Genomic DNA, 25,173 nt, shown 5'->3' on the forward strand with positions numbered 1-25,173 from the left:
CCCATTATTGGAAATCGCAGTTTCTATGCAGCTAGCTCATCTCTAACTGCCTCGCGAGCACTCCAGACCACAGGGCGTATGTCATAGTTAGCCAGAGCATCGAGCACACCTTGTGAAACTCTTTGCTCTTGGTCATTAAGAAGCGCATAGGCGCGAGAATCTGGCGAACGCACGTCTCTAGTGTCAATCCACTTAAATGCCGCTGCCTCAGCGGTGTCCTTACTTGGTCGAGTTATCGTGTGAAGAATGCGCTCAGGCTGCCGCCGTGATTTTGGGATAACGAAATCGAATAGGTGGTCATAACCACTCTTCCCCGTAAACTTAACGTTCGGCGTGTACCGAATGTCGCTAGAGTCGAGCCACGAGACAACGTCTTCATAGAACAAGCTGGCAACCATTGGGATTGAGAGAAAGAAAAGATCATTTACTGCAAGCATGGCCTGCAGAAGGTTGTGCTTGCGCATAGCGAAGTTTTCAGGGGAAGCATGGACTTCAAGCCGCCCATCGATAAGCTGAACGCCGAATCCTGCGAGGGTCATATTCAGCAACGCCTGTCGCTTGGGGCTATCGAGCTTGCAACCGCTTCGATTAAGGTCGCCAATAATGTAGCCGTCGTCGGTTAGCACAAGGGTGCCATTCCGACGGCGTGCATAAATTTGCAGGTAGTCGTTGTGTCGATCGAGGTGAGGAGTCGTAATCTCTACCCATTCTCCGTCGACTTCGCGCAGCTTGGTCTTATCCTTTAGCCAGGACCAATACTGATCGAGCAGCTCCTGGACTTGATCGATCATATGAAAAGTCCCCTGGCAATTGCAGGTCGATCGACGACATTACAAAAGGTCATGAAGTCTTCGAGAGTCTGCCACAGGTCGTTGATGTTGGGGAAGCTCGCAACTGGCAAGGGCATAGCCCACTTATCACCGAAGCCTTCGCGGTACAGATGAAGATGCGGACACGGGACTTCTTCCCCGTCTGGATTGCGATGGGGCGCACCGCCGAAATCGACTCGAACAAGGACGATAACCTGACGAGCACGGTTCTGGTACGTACCTTTCAGCAGATCAATTCGTCCACGATAAATGTCCAGCAGAAACTCCTCGCGTTTATCTTGTGATGTGAGCGGCACAACGAGCGATCCGCCGGTCCCTGGGTAGTCATAGGAATCATCATTAACCTTGACCTTGGCCAGCGCGATCAGAGCATCTGCTTCAGATTGAGGCAAGTCAGTTGCGGCCATGTTGCATTCCTCTTTCGAAGCCGTTCGTTTTCCGAATTCGTAGCTCGCCGGAGATGAGTTTGGGCAGCAGCCTGTCCCGCAGGGCGGCGAGCGTGCGAGACTCGCGCTCGTTGTCGGCAATCTTCAGCAGCATTGGTCCTGCAGCGCGCGAGAACACCCCTAGTATGTCCTCTTTGGGACGTGTAACCTGAGTGGCCGCAACAACTTCTGGTCGAACTGCCGGATACGCGCCACCGTCTGCAAGATGAGCTAGTGCTTGGATGTTGTCGGCTGACGTGGCTGCGAGGTAGACAAACTCCGCGTACATATCGCGTTGCGGTCTGAGCACGGCGAACCCAGTGCTGCCCGTCAGCCCATTAACCAAGATGAAGGCGTAGGAGCCGTTCCCGGGACGCACAGTGCCCACGATCGTGTCCCGTGGCCGCAATACTCGTTGCGCGCGGCTCGGCGCATCATCAGCGGCAAACTTCGTGATCTCCTCGACTCGACCCCACTTAGTGTTGGACAAGTCAATGTACTCAATCTCAGACGGCCGTGTATCTCTTGACCACGATTCCGGATTAAGCCCAGAAAAATCACCAAGAGTGCCAATCTTCCATCCCTTCGGAATCTCCCCCAATTCCGAATTCTCGAAGGACTCCGGGAAAAGGTCGGCGAGGGACTTCGGCAGGCCTGGATCGCGGCCTTCGGCCTTGGCGCGGACGGGGTCAAAGTCCACAAACCACGACTTGAAGAGTGCCCGTGCCATCGCCTCTAGTGTCTTGTTCATCCGCCGGTTCAGCTCGATCTTGTCGTCCAGCGTAGCGAGCGTGTTCACGATCTTGCACTGGATCGTTGTCGGCTCCGGCGCTGGGAACGAAAGGAAATCCTCGCGACCCAAACCAAGATTTGTTGTGCCAGTTGCGTGTGCCCGGCAGTAGCTTCGGTATTGTGGGGTGCGGAGCAACCAATAGAGATAATCGAGCGGAACGTCGGAACCTTTTGGCTCCAACTTGACCGTATCTTGTGTCAAGCGTCCCGGAGGATGGTCGATTGGCAGTCGCGCGACCGCTCCGAGCAAGTCCGCCGATTGCGTGACGTCCTTCAGTGAAAGATACAGATCTCCCGGTCGCACAAGCAGCTTAGCTGGAGACTCGCCGCCGTATGTCTGAAGGGAATCTGTACGAAACCCTCCATTACGTTGAATCGTTGCAAGACCGAGCAATACTGGCCCAGGCAGACCTAACAGCCGACTCTTGTACGTGGTCCCTCGCTGAAGCGTGAAGTAATCGCCGAGCGTCTGGCGAGAGCCGTTATCCGCCATACCCAAGTTCCTTTAGATTGGCGGCGATCGCAGCATCCAGCTTCTTGGCCTCGATCTGCTGTTCACGCAGGCTCGCGGTAAGGCGCTTCATCTTCTCCTCGAAGGGCTCGCCGTCATCTTCAGCGGCCTCGGCGCCAACGTAGCGGCCTGGTGTAAGCACGTGGCCGTGCTTTCGGATCTCCTCCAGCGTTGCGCGCTTGCAGAAGCCGGGCACGTCAGCGTACTCGCCCGCGTCCTTGTCGCCGCGCCAGGCGTGGTAGGTGCCAGCAATCATTGCTACATCTTCGTCGGTCAGCTCACGATGCACGCGATCCACCAAGGTTCCCAGCTTGCGGGCGTCGATGAAGAGTGTTTCACAGCGTCGGTCGCGGAAGCGGCCGTTCCTCTTGTTGCGCGCGATAAACCACAGACAAACCGGAATCTGTGTCGAGTAAAACAATTGACCGGGCAGCGCGACCATACAGTCCACCAGGTCGGCCTCGATGATGGCCTTGCGGATCTCGCCCTCGCCCGACTGATTGGCCGACATCGATCCATTTGCAAGGACGAACCCTGCGAGCCCCGTGGGTGCCAGGTGGTGGATGAAGTGCTGCACCCAGGCGTAGTTGGCGTTGCCCGCAGGCGGTGTGCCGTAGACCCAACGCTTATCGTCCTTCAGCAGCTCGCCGCGCCAGTCGCTGTCGTTGAAGGGTGGGTTGGCCAGCACGTAGTCGGCCTTGAGATCGGGGTGCCGGTCGTTGTGAAACGTGTCTCCATGCGCAATCTGCGCATCGATACCGCGGATGGCGAGGTTCATCTTGGCGAGCCGCCACGTTGTGTAGTTGGACTCCTGGCCGTAGATGGAGATGTCGCCGAGCTTACCGCTGTGGGCCTCGATGAACTTTTCGCTACTGACGAACATCCCGCCAGATCCGCAGCACGGGTCATAGACACGGCCCTTGTAGGGTGCAAGCATCTCAACCAGCACGCGCACCACACGGGATGGCGTGTAGAACTGCCCGCCCTTCTTTCCCTCGGCACTGGCGAACTGTGAGAGGAAGTACTCGTAGACGCGGCCAAGTGTGTCCTTCGCACGATCTGCTGGGCTACCAAGTGCGATGTCAGAGACAAGATTAATGAGCTGGCCAAGCCGTTGCTTATCGAGACCTGTTCGTCCAAAGTCTTTCGGTAATACCCCCTTGAGTGACAGGTTGTCGCGCTCAATCGCACTCATCGCATCGTCAACGAGCGTTCCTATGGACGGCTGCGGGGCATTCGCCTTGAGATGTGACCACCGCGCTTCTTTGGGTACCCAGAAGATACTCGCCGCCTTATATTCGTCTGGATCTTCCGGGTCAGCACCCTGCTTCCGCTGTGCATCAAGCTCCGCGTGCTTTGCCTCGAAGGCGTCGGAGATGTATTTCAAGAAGATCAGGCCGAGCACGACGTGCTTGTACTCGGCCGCGTCCATGTTGTTGCGAAGTCCGTCGGCCATCTGCCAGAGCTTGGCTTCAAATCCGAGATTGGCACCAGTCTCCGCTTTCGCTGACATCTTTCCTTTAGGCGCCATTGATGGTGCTCATCCTCCTCAAGTGCCAGGGAAATCCCACTTCCCCCTATTGTCCGGAAGAATACCCCTTTCCCCATGAGAAATCACCACAGCTTAGGAGGTAAGGGATTCAAAGTAGACGCAATATTCGAAGTTATCCGGCCACGAGTGGGTCGAGCCGATCTGCATGTTGGTGGGCCCAGATAAGCTGTGAAAGCTAGAACTTAATCTGACAGTCCGGTAGAGTCCTCGCCTTCGCGGAAGGAGTGAGGACCATGACGACAGAGCAGAAGATCATCAAGACCAAGGTGGGCGTGTTGGAATTGGCGAAACACCTGGGCAATGTCTCCAAGGCCTGCCAGGTGATGGGCTATAGCCGCGATAGTTTCTACCGGTTCAAAGAACTCTACGAGATGGGGGGAGAGGCTGCGCTTCAAGAGATCTCCCGCCAGAAACCATTGCTGAAGAATCGGGTCTCCCCCGATGTGGAGCAGGCCATCGTGCAAATAGCTATTGAGCAACCCGCCTGGGGCCAACTACGCGTGGCGAATGAACTCCGCAAACGAGCCCTGACGATCTCCCCCGCAGGCGGCCGGTGTATCTGGCTCCGGCATGATCTGGAGACCATGCGGAAGCGGCTGAAGGCCTTGGAGGCCAAGGTCGCCCAAGAAGGCCTCGTGCTGACCGAGGCGCAGGTCGTTGCGCTGGAGAAGGCCACGGCCGACAAAGAAGCCCATGGCGAATTCGAGAGCGAATGTCCGGGCTACTGCGGCGCACAGGACACGTTCTATGTTGGGACCTTGAAGGGCGTGGGTCGGATCTATCAACAGACCTTCATCGACACCTACAGCAAGGTGGGGTTCGCAAAACTCTATGACCGGAAGACACCGATCACCGCCGCGGACTTGCTCAATGATCGTGTGTTGCCATTCTTCGACCAGCACGAGATTCCGCTGAACCGGGTCCTCACCGACCGCGGCACGGAGTACTGCGGGGCGCCGGAGCGCCACGAGTACGAGCTGTACCTTGCCGTGGAGAACATCGACCACACGCGCACCAAGACGCGGCATCCCCAGACCAATGGGATCTGTGAACGGTTCCACAAGACGATGCTGAATGAATTTTACCGAGTGGCGTTCCGGAAGAAGATCTATCGGACGCTGGACGAACTGCAGGCCGACTTGGATCACTGGGTGCAGGAGTACAACGAGCAGCGATCCCACCAGGGACGCTGGTGCTACGGCAAAACGCCGTGGCAAACATTCGCGGACACTGTGCCCTTGGCGAAAGAGAAAATACTAGCGGCCTAAACCCGGAGAGGACTCGCTGTCTGTCAGATGAAGTCTTGAGCTATACAGATAAGCCATTGATCTGCTTGGCTTCCTGGCTGGATCGCGCCATGTTTGGTGGTCAGCATGTCCTTGAGTGCTGACAGGTAGGCTCTTAGCTGCTGGGCCTTTGCCCAATTTGCGGCTTCCTGCTCCAAAGCCTGCAGTCTAGCCAACTCTTCTTGCCGCTTGATCGCTTCTTCCTGACGTCGACGTTCGGCTTCCCGTCTGAGCTGTTCCTCGTGCTCCTGCTTTAGCCGACGTGCTTTGACCGCTTCCGCAACCCTCAAGAGTCCCACGACGAAGTCATTCAGACAATTTTCAAGTTTAGCGGTTTTCCCATCGCTCCAGGTCTTCTGCAGCCCATCGGCTCCCCATTCGGTGATCTTCAACATCAGCATCCCGGTGGAGACGTACTCAAAGCGACGGTATCCCCAGGGATCCTGTTTTCGGCTCTTCTCTTCCGAACGCTCTATCCGTTGAAACTTCTCTTCGAGCCCAAACTCCACAGGCGCTCCATTCATACGGACACCAAATGCTTTCTTGAATCCGTCCTGAATGCCGACCTGATGGCCGCGAGCCTCCAATGCGAGGAGGAGAGCGTTCATGATGCGCACCGCCCGAGAGAGGTGTTGTGGACTGACTCGAATATTGAGCTGCCTCAAACTGCCTGACCGAATCGCGCCATACTCATCAACTGAGGCCGATCGCCACTCGGTGAGCTGTCCACTCAGCAGTCGATGCGTTTTGCCGAGACGATCAGGTACCTCGATCTTCTGTTCAGGAGTTTGCTCGGCTGTGATCCGTTGAGTGGTTTCTTCTGAGACAGGCTCTAGGGAGTCGGGGCGAATAGTAGGATGAATCGTCACATCCTGTTTGGCTGGATCTGAGTTGGGTGTGAGCGGAGGCTGCTTGACGGATTTGCCCGTCTCTTTTCTTCGCCAGTAACCGCGCCCAGGGTAGGGAACCTTCAGCCTTTTGCAGATCTTGGCCAAGGCCACGTCTGAGATCCCATACTCTTTGGCCAACCTCGCCATCGGTGTGGCCCAGACTTGGTCGTATAACAATTGTCGAGTAACAACTGCGCCTTTTCGCTGTGATTCAAACATGGCTTCTCCTCCAAATAGATGCGGTACTAGTTGGAAGAGAAGTTTATACCGAAGCAGAGAGAGGTACGGCGAGGGAAGTCCGCTGATCCATGACGTATCTAACTAGATACGATCAAGTATGGTGGCCGCATTGATGCGCCTCTTCTGATCACGCCCACCGTTTCTGATGTCCGCGGCCATCCGGAAAGACTGGTCGAGATCGCCAGACCGCCTGACCAAGAAAACCGGAATACGCATCCAGGGAAGCCTCATTGACACATATTCAGAAGTGGCGCATAAGTATTACGATCCGACATCAAGGAATACGAAGCTGCTGAATATAGACCACCTCTGAACGTGATGGGCTCGGCAGCTGACTACAACGTAGTTAGGCAGCAATGAAGGAGAACCTATGCGTGCCAAAACAATTCCATTCACAGTGAAAAGGCCGCATAGCGCGGCGCGCTTAGCAATCCCACAGTTCAACCTGCCCACAGTTTACAACTCTCATCTCGGGCGGCGCTTGGCCGGTTCGAACAGATGCGTCGAAGAGTCGACTGTCACGGCTTACAGGTCCATACGGTCGGCGCCGTATCGATTAAAACCGCACACCGACAGCCTCTCTCTCAGGGCTGGAAGGTTCGCGCAATGCTGAGAAAACTGTTTCCCGGCGGTTTCAGCAATTCGCCGTACAACTCCTTCAAGCTTATCTTGGTGGCCGAGGGCTACCTCGCCAATGAGACTGCGCGCTTCATTGGCGACTGCGTAGATCTCATCGAAGCGCTCTTCGGTACGGCGCCATTCGGCCTGACTCGCATGTACCCGGGCTGGCTAAGCATCTACGCAGGCTTTACACCGAGTGGCCAGAGTGGCCCCCCCATCAACACGCCGGCCCCTGCCAATTGCACGGAATTCGAGTCATCGCTCGCCACCACAACTGGCGTGCTCTCGCTCAATCAGTTGAAGATTAATGCCTGGGTGGCGGGAGAAACGCTATTGGCCGACAGCGAGGAAACTCCGCTCGACCAGTTCTTCACGATCGGCGCGCCAGCGTCGGGGTTCGACCTCACGACACACGTGAGGAGTATTGAGGTTTGTCATGCCACGTAATGTCGCACCGGTCTGCGACATCGACTGGGCGAGGTACTTCTCGCTTCCAGTCGCGGTACCACCGTCGGGGATCACCGCGGCTGAGCGCGTGCAGTACGCAGGGGCACTTGACGTGACGGCGACGACCCCAATCAGTACGCATGGACGATATTTCAAGGATCCGCCTGCGGCGGAGGTTCGTGGGGTGGGAGCTGCTTCACGCGTGCTACTGCCTCGCCACGGCCGTGACTTGGTGCCGGCGTCGCGGGAGACGCTCTCAGCCGCGACAATGAACGAGAGAATGACGCTGTTGGGAACAACGGCGTTCCAGCCTGCTGCACCGGCACCAGGCAGCGTGAGTGCGGTAGACGCCAAGCTACAGGACAAGGTCCCGACCGATCCGCGCGCGCTTTCTTTCTCGCCAATGCCGATTCCTCGGCTCGGTGTGGATTCCGTTGAAATGTACTTCGAGACCAAGCCCGTGCCATGGTTACCGGCAACTCTTGCAATCAACCAATTGGGGATTCTCGACATCAACGGCATGCCGTCGGCGGCAGTACCGGAGTTGTTGCTGACGACATCGAAGACCTCGCTCGGGGAGCTTGATCGGCTATTACTTCGCTCGCCTGTGAGCGGCCGGTTCCGGTTCGATCCGTACTACCTGTACCGTTGGTCTGGCGCGACCACGCTCGAGGTCATCGGCCCGAGCTCGACCGGCCGACTCTTGATCGAGCAGCCGCCACTCAGCACCGCGAGATCCGTCGAGGGTACGCACACGCTGCTGTTCGAGGCGCGAACATTCGCGTTCGATCACGTAAGCCGAGCTGACGTCTCGGAGTTCGTCCATGCGCTGCTCGCGTTCCAGCTTCGCCACCTAGAAGCACTTAACGCCGCGCACAAGAACGAAGCTGGCGCCGAGGCGCGTCTCGCCATCCCCGGGAGCAGCCCCGAGGTGATGGGCTGGGTTGTCGCGGGAGTGAGTCGCATGCTGAGGGCGTGGACCGCGTTCTTGTCGGTGGCGGTGCTGCGGTGGCGTATCGAGGACATAACCGCGGCTGAAGCGATCCCCGCAACGTGGACTGCCACGCTAAAGAAGGGTGAGCCGAAAGCGAGCGACGCGGCTGCACTGATACTGATCGCGACGCAGGTGATCGGCTCGGCCAACTTGCTCGAGTCCCTGATGTTCTTCTCGCGTAACGTCTACGCGCGCCGGCTCGCCGGGTACTCGTGGACCGAGGTTCTTGCTCTCAATGGGCAGAACGCTGCACGGTTCCCCGTGCCGAGCGATCAGCCGCCCTTCACTGCGAACGATGCAGTGGCCAAGGCGGCCAAGGAACAGCATCAGCGGTTGAGGTTGATCGAGGATCCCAACCAGCGCTGGGTCGCGTGCTGGGCGGGTGCCCCGCTCGGTCGACCTGCGCCGGTCTACGCCTCGGCGGCTCCAGGGACCGCCTTCCCGGTGGATGGGGTCACGACCTACGAACTTGAGGCGCTTCATGCCGGGGATCTCGCTGCCGCGGTGTTCGGTGTCGCGGCGCCGGCGCCAGCCAGCAAGCCAACGGCCGGGCGGGCGGGGGATCTGTCGGCCTACACCGGCAAGCAGGTCGGACACGCCTGCTGGTTCACCGCGGGGACGATCGCGACAAACCCTCTACATACGACCACCGACTGGCTGCTCGAGCTGACGCGCGGGACCCATTTCACGAACGTGGAGGAACCGTTCGTTGACCTCATGTCATTGGTCGACAAAGCAGATCCCCGTTTCCGTGGACATCCCCTCGTCGCCCCATTACGCGCTGACCAACACGAGAAGGCGGTCCATCTTCGTCGCCAGATGGATGCCGCAGGAATGGAGGTTCTGGGGATTGCATCCCTAGGATGGTGGGACAGCAAGGTGGGTTTCACCAAGGTCGGGACCAAGTGGCACCACCTGAACGCCGACGGAACGGACAACGACAAGGATCCGTCACCCCGAAAACCATACAACGACGATCAGACTCATCCCGCAGCGTTGTCGGGAGTGCTGAGTTTCGACGACCTCATTTTTGGTTCGCCAACCGGATTCGACACGTTCGACATCGAGTCTGCCTGGCTTGCGACCGAGCGCATGCGCGTGTCTCCTGACCGGGCGCTTCCGCTGCCGGTCGTCCTCGCGCTGATGGAGCGTGAAGGCGTGAAGCAGTTCGCGGCGATCAACCGACGCGTACGTTACACGCGAACGGAGGGTGCCACGCTCCTCTGGGAAGCACTGCGTCGCGCCGATATCGCGCCTGTGGCGCGCTTGCGCGCCACATATCCAGGCCCTGACGTGCAGATGGCCCGCGAGGCGTGGCTCAGCTATCCCTACGGGCTCGATCACTACGCGACCCCGAATACCGATGACGGTGTCGACGGCCGCACCGTCCTGCCGGCAGACGCGGTCATCGGCATGAGTGAAGGACTCTCCGGCGCCGTCAAAGCCGGAGTGATCGCGCTGGACCCTGACGAGTCGGTCGGGCGCTACATCAGCAGCCGCGTGTTTGGGACGTTCGTGCCATCGCCTGCGCCGATCGGCCCACGCGGCACCCCAAGGATCTGGAAGTTGCACCGCCGTATGCACTGGGCGGGGATTTCTCTGATGGTCGCCTACTTTCGGGAGATCGAAGCGGGGATACTCGGGAACACCAGCGCCTTCGTGAACGGGGCGTGGACTCGCAATGCTTCTTGGGTGGCCCCGCCACCGGATCTGACCGGTAAGACGCCCGCCGACACGGAGTGGAAGGACTACCTCAGCTATTACGGGATGGTCTACATCGGATACAACGGCGGGCCCAGCACTTGGGCCGATACAATCAAGACCGCAGAAACCGCGATGGTCGGGTCCCCGCTGCAGTATCGCGACTTTCTACTGTTCAAACATCGTCGCGATCGCGTTGTGATCGGCAACATGGTGCGGTTCGTGATCGGCCTCGATGCGTTTCTCCGCCTTCGTTACCTCGACAACGAGGCGCCACAGAACTTCGCAGCGGCATCGGCTGACACCACGGCCGCAGCGACCCGTACCGTTGCCAAGTGGGGGGTCTAGTGACGCGCGGAACGCTCGATGCGCTCATGGTTCCGGTCGCGGAGGCGCTCGGCGAGATAACCACTATCCTCGGTGTTGATGATGGCGCGGACTTGGTCGCGCGACTTGGTTACAGGCTGCCAGCCGGATCCGACTTGCCTGACCTGTTCGATGACGTCTCGACGAGCGCCTCCGCGCTCGCGGCTTCGCTGACCGCGGTCGTCGACGCATACGCCGACGGGTCGTACAACCAACCGTCCTTCCTCAAGAAGGTGTTGGATCTGATCGCCGCGGTGATCAAGGCGGCGAAGACAGCCGACGGTTTGCCCTTGCGCGCGCAGGCAGCGATCCCTGACGCGGCATTCCTGCAACACGCTGGGATCGATCAGCTACCGTTGCGGCTCGTCGACTACCTGATCGTTACGTACCTGCGGCGCAAATACCCTAAACTCGAGAGTCTGCTCGCAATCCTTGGTATCGTGACCCAGACCGCAGTCGCTGAGGGCGACTACAACCCGTTCTACAACAAGATCGAGGTGCGATGGGATCGAATCCCGAAGTTGTTCACCGATCCGAAGGCGATCCTCGCCGAGGAGTATGGGTGGCACCGCAATCCGTTCCACGCCGAGATTCTGCTCGAGCGAATCAACGCGTTCATGTGGCTCTCGGGGGTGTTCGGGCTTGCGCTGCCGATCCCCGATCCTGTCGATGCTGACGCGCCAACTGGGACTCAACTTGATGTCCCGCTGTTCGCGGGGACGATATCGACGCCGGCCGACGGTCTCGCGGGCGTCCTCGCCGGTCTCCGGGTCCGTCGCCACGACGACCCCGCCGACGTGACCAATAGCGGTCTCGCGATCGAGCCCTATGTCGACGGCTCGTTCGATATGGCGATCGACCTTCGTGAGGGTTGGAACCTGGTGATTGGCGCCGATTTCGCGGCCCAGGGGCTCACGCTGACTGTCCAACCCGGCGGTGCGAACATCGTGCTCGCCGGCGCGGTGAGCGCAGGCGTTAGCGTCGGTGTGCGGCGAGATGGGCTGGTGCTCGGTCCGCTGGTCCTGTTCGGTAACGCCGGCGGGACCCGGCTCGACATTAACACGCTGAGTTTTGCGATCGGGGCAGAGTTAGTGCCGCCGAATACGCTTGATGCTTTCGTCGACGCGCAACTCGATGGCGCACGCATCGTCGTCAAACCAGCGCCGGACGAGGCAGATTCATTCCTTGGCAGCTTGCTAGGCACTGAAGGAATTTCCGCAGAAATGTCCTTCGGTATACGCCTATCGAGACGTTCGGGTCTTGTCTTTACGGGTTCGGGTGGGTTGGAAACGAGCATTCCGTTGCACGTTACGCTTGGACCCATCGAATTTCAGGGACTCACTCTCGGTGTGAAGCCCCGCGGACAGGATGTGGATGTTGAAGTAGGTGCAACCGTCTCAGGAAAACTTGGACCACTTGCCTTCGTAGTCGAGCGCGTGGGTCTAAAGCTCGTCGCGCAATTTCCTAACCCAGCAGACGGTAAGAGCGGTCGCTTCAATATCGGAATGGGATTCAAGCCACCGAACGGTCTCGGGCTGTCAATCGATGCTGGGACGGTAAAGGGCGGCGGTTACCTCTACTTCGACTTCGACAAGGAGGAATACGCTGGCGTCCTTGAACTGTCCATTGCCAACTTCCTCACTCTAACTGCGGTCGGGCTCGTCACCACGCGGATGCCCGACGGATCCAAGGGGTTCTCCCTCCTCATTATCATTACCGCCGAGTTCGGCACCGGCATCCAGCTCGGCTTCGGCTTCACGCTTATCGGCGTCGGCGGACTGCTCGGCCTGAACCGCACCGTCAAGCTCCAGCCGCTGGCCGACGGTGTACGTACCGGCGCGGTGAACAACATCATGTTCCCCAAGAACGTGGTGGCTAACGCACCCCGCATCATCAGCGACCTGCGTGCCATCTTCCCAGCGTTCGAAGGCAAGTTCCTCATCGGTCCCATGGCCAAGCTTGGCTGGGGCTCGCCTCCGCTCATCACGCTGTCACTCGGAGTCATCATCGAGATCCCGGGCAACCTCGCTATCCTCGGCGTCCTGAAGTGTGTCCTGCCCGACGCGAAGGCGCCGGTTCTCGTGCTCCAAGTGGCATTCGTCGGCGCGATCGAGTTCGACAAGAAGCGGCTCTGGCTCTTCGCTGGCATCTTCGACTCGAAAATCATGACGTTTACGCTCGAAGGCGAAATGGGCGTACTATTCGCCTGGGGCGACGACGCGGACTTCGTACTTAGCGTGGGCGGTTTCCACCCGCGCTTCACGCCGCCACCACTGCCGTTCCCGTCTCCTAAGCGCCTGGCCCTCTGCATCCTCGACGAGGACCAGGCCCGGATCCGCGTGTCGTCCTACTTCGCCGTTACGACCAACACTGTACAGTTCGGCGCCTCCGCCGAGCTGTTCTTCGGCTTCAGCGCGATCAGCGTGGACGGTCACTTCCAATTCGACGCATTGTTCCAGTTCTCGCCGTTCTACTTTGTCATCGAGCTAGGCGCGTCGGTGTCACTCAAGGTCTTCGGCATGGGCGTCTTCAGCATCTCGCTAGAGCTGGCGCTCGAAGGCCCAACCCCGTGGCATGCGCGCGGGCGTGGCTCAATCTCGTTTTTCTTCTTCGACGTTTCGGCGAATTTCGACGAGACGTGGGGGGAGGAGAAAGACACCACGCTCCCGCCGATCGAGGTCTTCCCCCTCCTCGCCGAGGAGCTGGCCAAGGAGCCGAACTGGAGCGCTCTGCCACCGAAGAGCGGCAACCTCCTCGTGTCATTGCGCGTGGTGGGCGAGACCAAGGAGTTCGTGCTCCATCCGGTCGGCACCCTCCGCATCACACAGCGCACGGTGCCGCTGAACAGCAAGATCGATCTCTTCGGCACGCAGAAACCAGCCGACGCGAACCGTTTCGCCCTGGCTGTGAAGACGCCGGGCTTAGCCATCGCCAAGGTGGTGCGAGAGGAGTTCGCGCCGGCCCAGTTCCACGCCATGAGCAGGAACGAAAAGCTGGCCGCGCCGGCCTTCTCGCAGGAAGACGGCGGCGTAGATATTTCGGCCACCGGCGATGCCTTGCGCTCGAGCCTCGTGGTCCGTCGCATTGTGCGCTACGAGCAGATCATCCTCGACACCAACTTCAAGCGATTCCAGAAACGGTTCGTGACCTTCAGCGGCTCGCTGTTCCACCACTTCCTGGGTGGCAACGCTGCCTCGCGCTCTTCGCTCTCGGCTCGGCTCAAGAACCAGATGCAGCCGTTCCAGGAAACCATCAAGACGAGGTCCGAAAGATTTGGGGTGGCAAACACTACGAACAATACGATGGTCGCTGGGACCGGCGTGTTCGGAAGCTACCATGAAGCGAAGGAGTATATGGAGCAGGCCATCGCCAAGAATCCAGGACTTGCCAACACGATGCATGTTTTACCAGACTTTGAGATTAGGAGGGTAGCGTGAGCAGCCGCCCTGCCTACTCATTCTTCCCCTGGTTGCGACAGGGACTGGGCAACCAGATCACCGATACTGATACTGCCGGACGCGTGAAGCTGCGGTCGGAAATTCCAATCGCCCTCGAGCTAACGGGCAGCGGCCTGTCAGCCAACCTGGTGCAGCAGATTCCGCTCGCTCCACGGAACGTTCCGCTCGCCGGCCCGGGCGACATTGTCGGCATCGAGTCACGTGCCATCGTTCGTACCGAACCGCGCGACTGGATCACCAACTTCGAGCCAAACTATGTCCCCTGCATCGAATTCTACGACGAGGACTTTCCTTGGCGCTACACGCCAGCCAAGGCCGACACCGCCACGCATCGGCTTCGTCCCTGGATCGCACTGGTGGTGCTTGAGGAAGGAACGGAGTTCAAGGAAGGCGCCAACCTCGGTGACCGATCACTGCCCTATATCGTTGTCGATGATCCCGCGCGCTTTCCGCCTGCGGATCAGCTGTGGGCCTGGGCTCATGTCCACGTCAATCGCAGCATGATCGATACCGGCATGCGAACCCCGGCCCTCGGCACGGCCGTGCCAGCGGGCACCAATCCCAGCCATCCAGCCGTGCAGCGGCTGGAGCAGACGCTTGACGAGAATGCCGACTTGGCCTATTCGCGTCTCATCTGCCCACGCAAGCTCAAAGACAACACGGCGTATCACGCCTTTGTTGTGCCGGTTTTCGAGACCGGGCGACTAGCAGGCCTTGGGCTGGACCCGTCCAAGGCGCCCGAAGCGATGCAGTCGGCGTGGGGCACGTACCCGGGCGCGGCATCAATACCACGTGAGCAGGGCACCAACTACCCGTATTACCACCGTTGGTACTTCCGCACTGGCACAGTCGGTGACTTTGAGTACTTGGTGCGTTTGCTGAAGCCACGTACTGTGGACAAGCGCGTCGGTACCCGCGACATGGACGTGCAGGACCCAGACGCGAACCTCCCAGGGATCGCTGACCCCGCTCTGGCAGGCGTGCTCAAGCTCGGTGGCGCACTTAAGGTCCCACGCAAGGCGCTCAGTGACCCTGACTGGGCCTACCTTCAGGCACACGAGAACTGGGCAACACCCTATCCACGGCCCTTTCAAGAGAAACTCGCCACGCTGATCAATCTGGCTGACGACTATCAGGTAAAGGCGGCCCCGGCCGCGAATAGTGCCGCTGCCCTGACTCCTGGCCTGGCAGGAGACCAGGACCCCCTGATCACGCCGCCGCTATACGGCCAGTGGCACGCATTGCAGCGGCGTCTGCTCAAGGAGCGCGACGGAACGAACGTGCTAAATCGGAACAACTGGTTCCACCAGCTTAACCTCGATCCGCGTCACCGAGTGACGGCCGGATTCGGGACAAAGGTGGTACAGCAGAAGCAGGAAGATCTGATGGCTGCGGCGTGGCAGCAGATCGGCGCGGTGCTCGAAGCACAGCGACGCATTCGAGACGGTCAGTTAGTCAAACAGGTGTCGTGGATCTGGTATGCCCGTCATATCAAGCCGATGTTGACGACAAATCCCGAGCGCGCGTTCACCATTGCCGCGCCGGTTCACAACCGCATCATAGCCGGGAACCTGACCGTCGCTCACACCATACGCCAGAGCGCATTGCCCGCTGCAGCTATGTCGGCGCCCGTGCGTCGGATGCTGCGCCCGCGTGCCAGGCTAGCCACAGCGCTGCCCATTGCCGCGCCCGGACAACCGCAGGACCTACTACGCCGACTGAACAACAAGGAGGTCAGCGCCGCGCCTCCACGTATCCGGCCCCCCAAACTCGTGACTCCTGGCGACGTGGCCGCCAAGCTACGGCCGCCAATACCGGGTTTCCTCATGAACTGGCTACGGAAGCTTCGTTTCCTACCGTGGGTGATACTGCTGTTGTTGCTGATTACGGCCCTATTACTGTGGATGCTGCTGCCTTCCGGCTCAACGATCGCGACGGCCATCGGTGGTGTTGCCGCGGTGCTGTTCGCGGTGTTGCGGCGCTGGAGCGCAGACCTCACAAAGGCCGACACGCTCGACGACGTCGTCGCCACGCCAGCCGATGTGGCTTCCATGCCAAAACTCCCCCATTTCACCATCGCGCAGCCGGGGCAGGACCCGGCGCCCGCCACCGGCTCTAGCGACAGCCTTGAGGGCACCAACTTTAAGGATGGCCTGCGCGGCGCGCGCACGCTCATCGGCGGCAGCAAGGCCGCCGCAGCTGGCGAAGCGGCCAAGGGGCCTGCCGGCGCATCCCTTACTTTTACTACCATTGCAGCTGCAGTTGTGACAGCCATCAATCCCGATGTTACCGTTCCGCTACGTACGCTCACCGGTATCAAGCTGCCCACTCGGCTCGCCCCAATGGTGACAGAGCAGTTCCGGGAACCATTCGCTTATCCTCAGTTCGACATGCCAATGTATAAACCATTGATCGACATCTCATCTGAGCTGTTTTTGCCGAACTTGAATCTGATCGAGCAAAACACCATCATTTTGCTGGAACAAAATTTTTCATTTATTGAAGCGTACATGATCGGGCTGAACCACGAGCTCGGTCGCGAGTTGATGTGGCGCGAGTATCCAACCGACCAGCATGGCAGCTACTTCCGGCAATTCTGGGATGTCAGAGCGTTCCTGGACGCGCAACCAGAGGCCGATCCAGAGGCTCAGAAGGAGAAGCTGCGCGATATCACGAAGTTGCATCAGTGGTCCCGAACGTCCTCTCTGAAGGATCACGACAACCGTCAAAGCAGCGGCGCCGCAAAGAACGAATTGGTGCTCACGATTCGTGGCGAGCTCCTCAAGAAGTATCCGAACGCGGTCATTTACGCGCACCGCGCCGAGTGGCAGCTCAAGACTGATGGAAGCAAGGACATCGACCCTACTCAAGAGCGCCGCTTGGTGGCTCTTACAGCGGCCGAAGAAGATAACCCGCCGAAATCAAAAGTGCGCACCCCGCAGTACGAAGCCAAAGTAGACCCCGACATTTTTTTCTTTGGATTTGACCTGACGGACTCAGAAGTCAAGGGCGGCACCGGCGAAGATCCTGGCGACGATCCAGGCTGGTTCTTCATAATCAAAGAGCGGCCGGGAGAGCCCCGTTTCGGCTTCGACATCGGTGCCGCCGATCCGAGCAAGATTCACGTCTGGAATGACCTCGGTTGGGACAACGTACAATCGGGACCGGCGGGCTCCTACGTAGTGATCGACAGCACCATGAGCGCCTTTGAGGTGAAGGGGCTGACCTTGCCGGATGAGAAGAAAGAACAGCACCAAGATGATGTGGCCATCAAGTGGAACAAGGACATGAACGCGGCTGACGTGGCCTACGTACTGTACCAGGCACCGGTGCTGGTCGCTGTCCATGGCGCCGAAATGCTCCGGCCGGAGGGTCAATGAGTCCGTTGCCAACCCCAGAAGAACGGCACCGTTTCGAGGTGGCTCAGTCAGCCGTTGCCGACGCAGCTCGTAAGGCCGACGAGGCGCGCGTGGCGCTGTTCCAAACGCGTGAAGGCCTGAAGCGTGCCACGCGCGTCGGTCGGCCAGAACAAACGCACCAAGAACAACTTAAGGAGCACGCGGAAACGGCGCGCAAGAGGACGACCGCGTTCACCAACAGGCGCGAGGCCTTCAAGGAGTTCACCGATCCGAGAACCGGTGCGTCGATGCTCGACGATACCACACCCTTCCTGATGTTCCCGCTGCGTCTCGAAACTCGATTCGGTTCGGTCAAGCGCGCCGGAGTCGCAATACCGCAGCTCTGGACTCGCGTCTATCCTGACGACTGCCTGGTCGACTCTTTCGAGCCACTGCCGTCTGAGACCGAGATCGCGAGTACTCAGCGTTATTGGGTCAACATGTGGAAGGCGCGTGGCATTGAGGCGCAGGAGCGTGGCGCGTGGCGTTCATTCGTGGCAAGCCACGGGTCCGGCCGCGCGGGGTGGCTGGAGGCGAACTACCGGCCGCTCAACATCGGCACGAAGCCCAACAATCAGGCCAACAACGCGCTCGTGCTGGTCATACCGACCGAGACACCGATTCTCAATCCCGAAGCTGCTGAAGTAAGTGCGTTCTGGAAAGCAGTGTGGCTAGCCAACGGCAAGCCTGTCGATATCGATCAGGCGACGACGAACCTGCGTACCAGGATTGGGAATGACGTGCGTGCACAGGAGCTGATTGACGACTACGAGCCGGTCAACCTGAGTGACGAGCCGCCGCCTGGTCGCGCACGCAACCAAGTGAACGTCACTGTTGAGTTCGTGGAGTTCCCGAGAACCGCCGAGCAGGCCGCAGCGATTCGATCATGGAATCAACCTGCACGTTCACACCTATTGCCAGATCGCTTCGTTCTGCTCGCCTACGACAAAGGTGGCGTCAAGGTAATAGAGGAGATCGGCAATCCGATTCCCTGGCCCCTCACCGTAGGCCCGGACCCGCAAGCACCTGACGCCGAGCAATTCCGACAAGAAAACGGCGAGATCATGGTCGGCCCAGATTTGAAGTGGTTGACCGACTTTGATCGCGCCGTGCAAATCGGAATGGGCTTCCGCGTGGACCTGACACCTGAGATGGCGACACAAGGATTCGAGCGGCTACTGGTGATTGGCTTACGTTTGTCTGCCAATGCCGTGGAAGGCAAGCGGCTACTCGAAGAATTGCTCGCGCATCACCGCGATGGGTCATCAGGGTTTGCCATAATCAAGCAGGGCACGCCTACCAACAACACCGAAGACGAGAACTCAGGCTTCACGCGCACTGACGAGGCTGATCGGACGTTTGACGAGCGGCTGCACCCAGGCCCCGCTCTCCGGGCAAATGCGCCGTGGAACGGAAAGTTTGACGGGGAGTGGCTGTCCGACGCACTCGGCATCGATCCGGCGATTCTCAATACGGTGGGAGGAAGCCGGAACACCGATCAGCTCGAAGCGCAGGCTATGAACGTGGCGCTCTGGCCGGCCACACTCGGCTACAGTCTCGAAACAATGATGCACCCGGTGCTCGACGGTGACGACGTGGACCGCGTGCGCTGGTTTTACGAGCATTTTGTGACCGGGCGTGGCCTGTTGCCTGCCATCCGCTTGGGCCGCCAGCCGTACGGCATTCTCCCGACGACGGTGATATCGCGATCGCAGTGGCCTGACCAGAAGGACCTGCATGACATCCCCGGCGCGGACAATCCGCCTGGATTCCGTGGAATGCTGTCTCGGGTTGAAAAGGTGCTGAAGGTGATGGGCGGCGATTGGGCCGACATGGCACAGAATGTTTCGCGAGTGGGTGGCACCGGCGATCCTCACCAAGTACTGCTCGACATTATTGGCCTGCATCCAGCGTCGGTCGAGCACTACCAGCGTTACGCCGAAAGCCTCGACGACCTGTACAACCGCATGCGGTTCTACGGATGGGGCGCGGATTTCATGGCCCAGATAACGGCGTTTCAGTACGAGATCACGGGCATCTCGCATCTGACGCATCTTGGCTATGCGGGTGGCGCTGTTCCCGACATTCTGAAGCGGTTCTTCTTGGAAAACATCAATCTGTTACAAGGCTCTTTTGTGGACGACGCACCGCTCTCAGAGACCGCTGGGCTGCAGAAGATCTCGGCCGATCCTTGGAACTACATCGAGTGGTTGAAGAATGCGGCGGCAACTTCGCTCGATAGATTGCGCCAGGAATCCGGCTTTACCGACGGCAAGGCTCCCAAGGCGCTGCTCTATCTGCTACTGCGGCACTCGCTGCTCCAAGCATATTGGGATTCGAGCCTGCGCCTGAGCCAGTTGGGCGAGTTCATGAATGCCGAGGCAATCAAAGCGGCGCGGCGTGAGTCACCCTTTATTCACGTGCAGCAGGAGCCGCGCTCGGGCGAGAGCCGTTGGCAGATACTTTATGGGAAGAATGCCCAGCTGACCGGCGACCCGGCAGTGCGCGTCGCCGACTACATCACGAGTATCATCGGTACCAATCCAGCCACATCACGCCTCGAACGCATGCTAGCCGCGCTCGATGTATTGAAAACTCTTCCGACGGCTCGGCTGGAGCGGCTGTTCGCCGAGCATCTCGACACTTGCACGTATCGTCTTGACGCCTGGCAGCAAGGCTTGGTGCACTACGCGCTGTCATCGGCGCGCTACAAGACCGAGGGCGGTGCCGCCGTCACAAAGAAAGGCGTACTTCTGGGCGCATTCGGCTGGCTGGAGCAGGTGCGGCCACGGACGCGACAGCTCGATCCAGTTCCACCGTCGCCGGGGCTCGACGCATCGTTCCACGCAGCTGACCTTCCGCCTTTGGTGCACGACTCCACCAACGGCGGCTACATTCATGCGCCCTCGCTAAATCAAGCAGTCGCCGCGGCCGTACTGCGCAACGGGTACCTGGCCAACGCCTCCCCGGACAATCCCGGCGCGTTCGCAATCAACCTTTCATCGCAGCGCGTTCGCGTGGCGCTGTCCTTCCTGGAGGGAATTCGCCAGGGGCAGAGTTTGGGTGCGCTCCTCGGCTACCAATTGGAGCGCGGGCTGCACGATGCCTGGGCGCTTGGCGAGGTGGACGAACACATTCACGCCTTGCGCAAGAAGTTCCCGCTGGTCGCCGACCGGCACCCAGATACCAGTGATCCGACCGCCTCAATCGAAACAATCGAGGCGAGGAACGTCGTGGACGGCCTGCAACTGGTTGAGCACGTCAAGAACATGACATCGCAGTCGTACCCGTTCGGGTACACCGACCTTCCGCCAGCCGATCAGGCCAAGCAGGATGCGATCAACGCTGAGGTCGCGCGGCTGATCGATACCACCGACGCGATCGCCGACCTGAAGATCGCCGATAGCGTGTACCACGCCGCGCAAGGTAACTACGACGGGGTTGCCGCGACACTGGAAAGCTCGGGCAACGGCCAACTCCCCCCCGAGCCGGCGATCATCAACACGCCACGAAGCGGGCGGACCGTGACGCATCGCGTGGCGTTGCATTTGCAGCCCGGCTTGGCTAAGGACGTCACGCCGGCCGTGATCGGAAATATGCCGTTGCCGGCGGCCTGGATGACGCCGCGGGGCTGTGCCGAGCCTGCACTCAATAGCTGGCTCGCCGGACTGCTGCCCGGTCCGGACACGGTAGCGTGTACCGTACACTGGTTTGATCCGACGACCAATGCACACAAAACGGGTACAGTGACACAGGAAAACATCGGTCTTCAGCCGATCGACTTGCTCTACACCGCATCGCTGGAAACCGAGCAGGCGATGAGCGAGCTGGACGACCGGATCGTGCTCTATACGCACCGGAAGTTCGTGCCTCGCGCCGACTGCGCGGTCACGATACTGTATCGCAAGCCTATCGCCGGAATGGTGACGTTCTTTGAGCTGGCGGCACTGATTCGCAGCCTGCGACCGCTCGTGCTGCATTCGCGCCCTCTGCGGCCGACCGATGCGGTGGCCCAGGGCAGGGCATCCTCATCCATGGACGCACTAGTCAAGGTCGAGCCGGCGCGGATCACAAAGGTGCAGACCGCGCTTACGGATTTGCGCGACGATCTCATTACGTTTCGTGACGCCTTGGAACCATTGCATGTGATTCCACTTGGCGAGACGCCGGCGGCGCAGGCGGCGCGCGAGACCCAGATCCGAGCGGGGCTCGACAACCGGCTCGCAAGCTTCACTGATTTTCTGGTGCGTGCCTCGACATTCGGTCTTGGCGACGCGGGCTGGGGATTTATTCTCGATTTTAAGCGCGTCTGGTTCGGCTCAGTCATGGACTTAGTGCAGCAGGTGGCGGGCCGCTTCGCGACCCGGCTCGCCGAGTGCGATGCACGCTTGGCCACTTACGACACGGTAACCGCTGGCATGACGGAGACCGAGCGCCTATCGGCGCTCGCCGCTGCTGAACGTTACGTGCGTGCGACAATCACGATCCCGCCTCCGCCGTCTGCCAATTACCGATTGGCGATTGGCGCATCCCGCAACACGTTTTCGGCTCGCCTCGTGGTGCTGCGCAACATCCTGGCAATGGTTACGCAAAGCGTCATGACATTGCGCGCAGCCGTGCATGCAGCTGTCGACGGTCCACCGGCCCTGTCACAGCTCGACGTGGAATTGGTAGACCTCGCGAAATTCGACAAGGCCCTCGTCAGCATTTCTGCCGACCTGCTAGCTCGCGCGAAGCGGCTGATCAAGATCATCAAGGATGCCCGCCTGACGCCGGCCGCCGCGCTCGTCGTCCAGCACGATGCTTCAGCCGAACCGGCGGCACGGGCTCGCCTGCTCGGCGAGGCTGCAAAGAAGCTGCTCGGCGACGACGCGCTCCTGATACCTGAGTTCAGGCTTGATGACGACCAAGGCGCAACTCTGCAGGCCGCATACAATGCCAGCGTTGCCGGTGATCCACTGACCTGGCAGCGAACCGTAAAGAAGACGCCGGAGCCGGTCGACACTTGGCTGTACGGCATCGCGCGTGTTCGCGAGAAGATGCAGGCTTGGGAGCAGACGGTCATGCTCAAGGGGGCGTTCGGCGCCACGGAACCCGACCTGCTACCACTCCAGATCCCCTGGAAGGCCGGCGAGCACTGGCTGGGGCTCGAGTATCCAGCCACCTACGTGCCTGACGGTGATCGCCTTTGCTACACCGCGCACTTTGTGCAGCCGTTCGACCACACGCAGTGGCAATGCGGCCTGATGATCGACGACTGGACGGAAGTGATCCCGGCGAAGGAAGAGACCACTGGACTCACCTTTCACTACGATCGTCCCAACGCTGAAGCCCCGCAGGCGCTGCTACTTGTTACCCCACCGGCCTTCATCGGATCGTGGCAGTGGCAAGACATCGTGGATGCGGTGAGCGAGACGCTCGACCGCGCGAAGAGTCGCGCCGTGGAACCTGCGCACATCGATGAGACAGCGTACGCGCGCTTCCTACCAATGACGGTGATGGCCGCAACGCTATACCAGGTGTCCATCATGACCAATCTGGCGCGCAACAACGATTTCTTCGCCTACCTACAGGAGGATACCGATGGCTGAAGAGTATGTCGTCGCCGACATCGTGGCTGCGCTAGAGAAGCGACAGTTTCCCACGATTACAACGTGGAACCGGCTGGAAGGCCGTCCGCGCCGGCCTGATTTCGCCCGGGCGCTCAAGGCCGAAGTGCGCGATGCCATGTTCATGCTCTCGAAGCAATGGCAAATGGGCGAGTTCCAGGGCGACGACGCCGGCTCGCCCGCCACAGTGAAGGTTCAACTTGCGACAACGCGACTACAAACATATCAGGCGGCGCGTGGTACCACGCGAGCCTTCGATGAATCCATGCCACTCGAGGCGCGTGTCGAACGACGCCCGCTTCCGTTGACGATGAGCAACAATCCCATGTCTCTGGACATACGCCTACTGATGGGGCGGCAGTGGTTGAAGATGGTTAAGCCGATTGCCGACTACACGGATGCGTTCGTCGAGAAGTATCCGATCAAAGCGCCCAATCCGACGGCAGAGGAAGACGCGTACATCTGTGCGCATCAGGAGGTATTCCAACTTGCCGCGGCGGTTGCGGGCCGGCGTATGGACGGCGCTGCACTCTTCGCCTACCTGACGGGTGGTACCGGTCGTCATGCATGGGATGACATCCCGAGCATCCTCGGCATGCACCATGGCGCAATCGATGACGTGGCTGGGGCGTTCGTTCAGTGGTTCATGACGGCATTCACGCAACCGCCTAAGGACGAAGATGCCTGGGTATCCGACCGACTTGAGTATAAGTTCGCTTGCGCTGCGCCAGAAGGCGCGACCGAGACCGTGTTCGAGGCGGAGGAGTACTATCATGGTCGTCTCGACTGGTACAACCTCAACGTGGACCGGAGTCGGCACACCCTCGGGACACCATCGAACCCAGCGCCCCATCCGCAGAATGAGCAGGTCCAGTCGTTGATTCCTGTGCCAATTTCCTACGATGGGATGCCCAATACGCGCTGGTGGGCGTTCGAGGACCGCCGAATCAATTTCGGCCAAGTCACACCGGCCACGACTGACCTGGGAAAGCTGATGTTCCTGGAGTTCGGACTCGTTTACGCCAACGACTGGTTCCTGATCCCGCTCACGCTCGATGCCGGATCGCTGGCGCGGGTACGGGGTATGGCGGTCACCAACGTGTTCGGGGAGCGGTTCTGGATTGCGGCCGCCGGCGCTGACGATGCGTGGCAGCGCTGGAGCATGTTCACGCTATCGGTGAAGGGCAATGGGCCGGGACAGCAGGCGGATACTAATCTGCTGTTGTTGCCTACAGTACCGAAGATCCAGGAAGGACGCCCGCTGGAGGAAGTGCTGTTGGTGCGCGATGAGGTGGCAAATATGGTCTGGGGTGTCGAGAAGACCATTCCGCTTCCCACCGGGCACGGAAAACCTGGCGATGAAGCGGCCGGCGAAACACTGGCCTACCACCAACGGCTTCTCGATGAATGGCTCCAGGTCAACACCACGGCGTCCACCGCACCGGTGTCAGGCGCATCGATCATTTATAAGGTGATGAGTTCCGTACCGGAGAACTGGATTCCGTTCATCCCAGTGCACGTGCCTGGGGACAATCGCGCCACCCAGCTCCAGCGCGCCGCGATGCCTCGCCTACTCGACGGCGATCCGAATCCAATTCCCGACAAGGTGCGTCCCAGAACCATGCTACTGCGCGACGGACTGGAGGCGACACCGAAGGCAGCCTTCTTCCTTCACGAGGAAGAAGTGCCACGAGCCGGTGCCGTGGTCAGCCAGGCGTACCAGCGAACGCGTTGGACCGATGGCCGGGTGATCGTATGGCTGGGGGCGCGGAAACAAACCGGGCGGGGCCAAGGATCAAGCGGACTGGCCTTCGACCGTATCGTGAACGCGCCGACGGGGCAAGGCTAGGAATATTCGTAGGAAGCATCCCCTGAGTTTCCTCAGTTCCTTGTCTTGCCTGCCACGCTCTGGCATGTTTTTCGGCGGTTGTGGGTCAGGCAGGCATAAACGGCAAGAAGCCCATCCCAATCAGGCGTGTAGGCTGGTTAACGTCGGTACAGCTGCTCTTCCCAGGCTTTCCTTAATCCACTTGTCGCATATTCCAGCGTCTCG

12 protein-coding genes are annotated in these 25,173 nt (G+C 59.8%); 7 read left to right on the forward strand and 5 right to left on the reverse strand.

Annotated features, from left to right (window positions below):
• Window positions 1-23: 23 nt before the first annotated feature.
• The 4 genes from KJA79_RS20680 to KJA79_RS20695 are packed head-to-tail and all read right to left on the reverse strand — an operon-like array spanning window position 24 to window position 4,089.
• On the reverse strand, window positions 24-791 hold the full coding sequence (locus tag KJA79_RS20680; protein ID WP_213043995.1) for a DUF1829 domain-containing protein: 768 nt from the start codon (window positions 789-791) through the stop codon (window positions 24-26).
• Window positions 788-1,237, reverse strand: coding sequence for a DUF6978 family protein (locus tag KJA79_RS20685; protein ID WP_213043996.1), 450 nt, complete (start codon window positions 1,235-1,237; stop codon window positions 788-790). The genes KJA79_RS20680 and KJA79_RS20685 overlap by 4 nt, the downstream gene beginning before the upstream one ends.
• Window positions 1,224-2,540, reverse strand: coding sequence for a restriction endonuclease subunit S domain-containing protein (locus KJA79_RS20690; protein ID WP_213043997.1), 1,317 nt, complete (start codon window positions 2,538-2,540; stop codon window positions 1,224-1,226). The genes KJA79_RS20685 and KJA79_RS20690 overlap by 14 nt, the downstream gene beginning before the upstream one ends.
• Window positions 2,530-4,089 (reverse strand): class I SAM-dependent DNA methyltransferase, encoded by a 1,560-nt coding sequence (locus KJA79_RS20695; protein ID WP_246507833.1) that lies wholly within the window; start codon window positions 4,087-4,089, stop codon window positions 2,530-2,532. The genes KJA79_RS20690 and KJA79_RS20695 overlap by 11 nt, the downstream gene beginning before the upstream one ends.
• Before the next feature lie 254 nt (window positions 4,090-4,343).
• Here KJA79_RS20695 and KJA79_RS20700 point away from each other — a divergent pair, with 254 nt between their 5' ends.
• Window positions 4,344-5,378: an IS481 family transposase gene (locus KJA79_RS20700; protein WP_213043998.1), complete on the forward strand. Its 1,035-nt coding sequence runs from the start codon at window positions 4,344-4,346 to the stop codon at window positions 5,376-5,378.
• Between the two features lie 23 nt (window positions 5,379-5,401).
• Here KJA79_RS20700 and KJA79_RS20705 read toward each other — a convergent pair whose 3' ends face one another.
• The gene (locus tag KJA79_RS20705) at window positions 5,402-6,505 is read right to left on the reverse strand and encodes a hypothetical protein (protein ID WP_213043999.1); all 1,104 of its coding nucleotides are present in this window, start codon (window positions 6,503-6,505) and stop codon (window positions 5,402-5,404) included.
• 627 nt (window positions 6,506-7,132) lie between these two features.
• Between KJA79_RS20705 and KJA79_RS20710 the strand changes: the two genes are divergently transcribed.
• From KJA79_RS20710 to KJA79_RS20735, 6 genes are read left to right on the forward strand one after another with little or no spacing between them, the layout of a single operon-like run.
• The gene (locus KJA79_RS20710) at window positions 7,133-7,594 is read left to right on the forward strand and encodes a M64 family metallopeptidase (protein ID WP_213044000.1); all 462 of its coding nucleotides are present in this window, start codon (window positions 7,133-7,135) and stop codon (window positions 7,592-7,594) included.
• Window positions 7,584-10,637, forward strand: a complete 3,054-nt coding sequence (locus KJA79_RS20715) for a hypothetical protein (RefSeq protein WP_213044001.1) — start codon at window positions 7,584-7,586, stop codon at window positions 10,635-10,637. The genes KJA79_RS20710 and KJA79_RS20715 overlap by 11 nt, the downstream gene beginning before the upstream one ends.
• A complete protein-coding gene (locus KJA79_RS20720) occupies window positions 10,637-14,092 on the forward strand; it encodes a DUF6603 domain-containing protein (protein WP_213044002.1) in 3,456 nt (1,151 codons plus the stop codon). Before KJA79_RS20715 ends, KJA79_RS20720 begins: the two co-directional genes overlap by 1 nt.
• On the forward strand, window positions 14,089-17,493 hold the full coding sequence (locus KJA79_RS20725; protein ID WP_213044003.1) for a hypothetical protein: 3,405 nt from the start codon (window positions 14,089-14,091) through the stop codon (window positions 17,491-17,493). Before KJA79_RS20720 ends, KJA79_RS20725 begins: the two co-directional genes overlap by 4 nt.
• Window positions 17,490-23,102, forward strand: coding sequence for a hypothetical protein (locus KJA79_RS20730; protein ID WP_213044004.1), 5,613 nt, complete (start codon window positions 17,490-17,492; stop codon window positions 23,100-23,102). The genes KJA79_RS20725 and KJA79_RS20730 overlap by 4 nt, the downstream gene beginning before the upstream one ends.
• Window positions 23,095-24,969, forward strand: a complete 1,875-nt coding sequence (locus KJA79_RS20735; RefSeq protein WP_213044005.1) for a hypothetical protein — start codon at window positions 23,095-23,097, stop codon at window positions 24,967-24,969. Before KJA79_RS20730 ends, KJA79_RS20735 begins: the two co-directional genes overlap by 8 nt.
• The last annotated feature ends 204 nt before the right edge of the window (window positions 24,970-25,173 follow it).

This window comes from Nitrospira defluvii (assembly GCF_905220995.1).
GTDB classification, from domain to species: domain Bacteria; phylum Nitrospirota; class Nitrospiria; order Nitrospirales; family Nitrospiraceae; genus Nitrospira_A; species Nitrospira_A defluvii_C.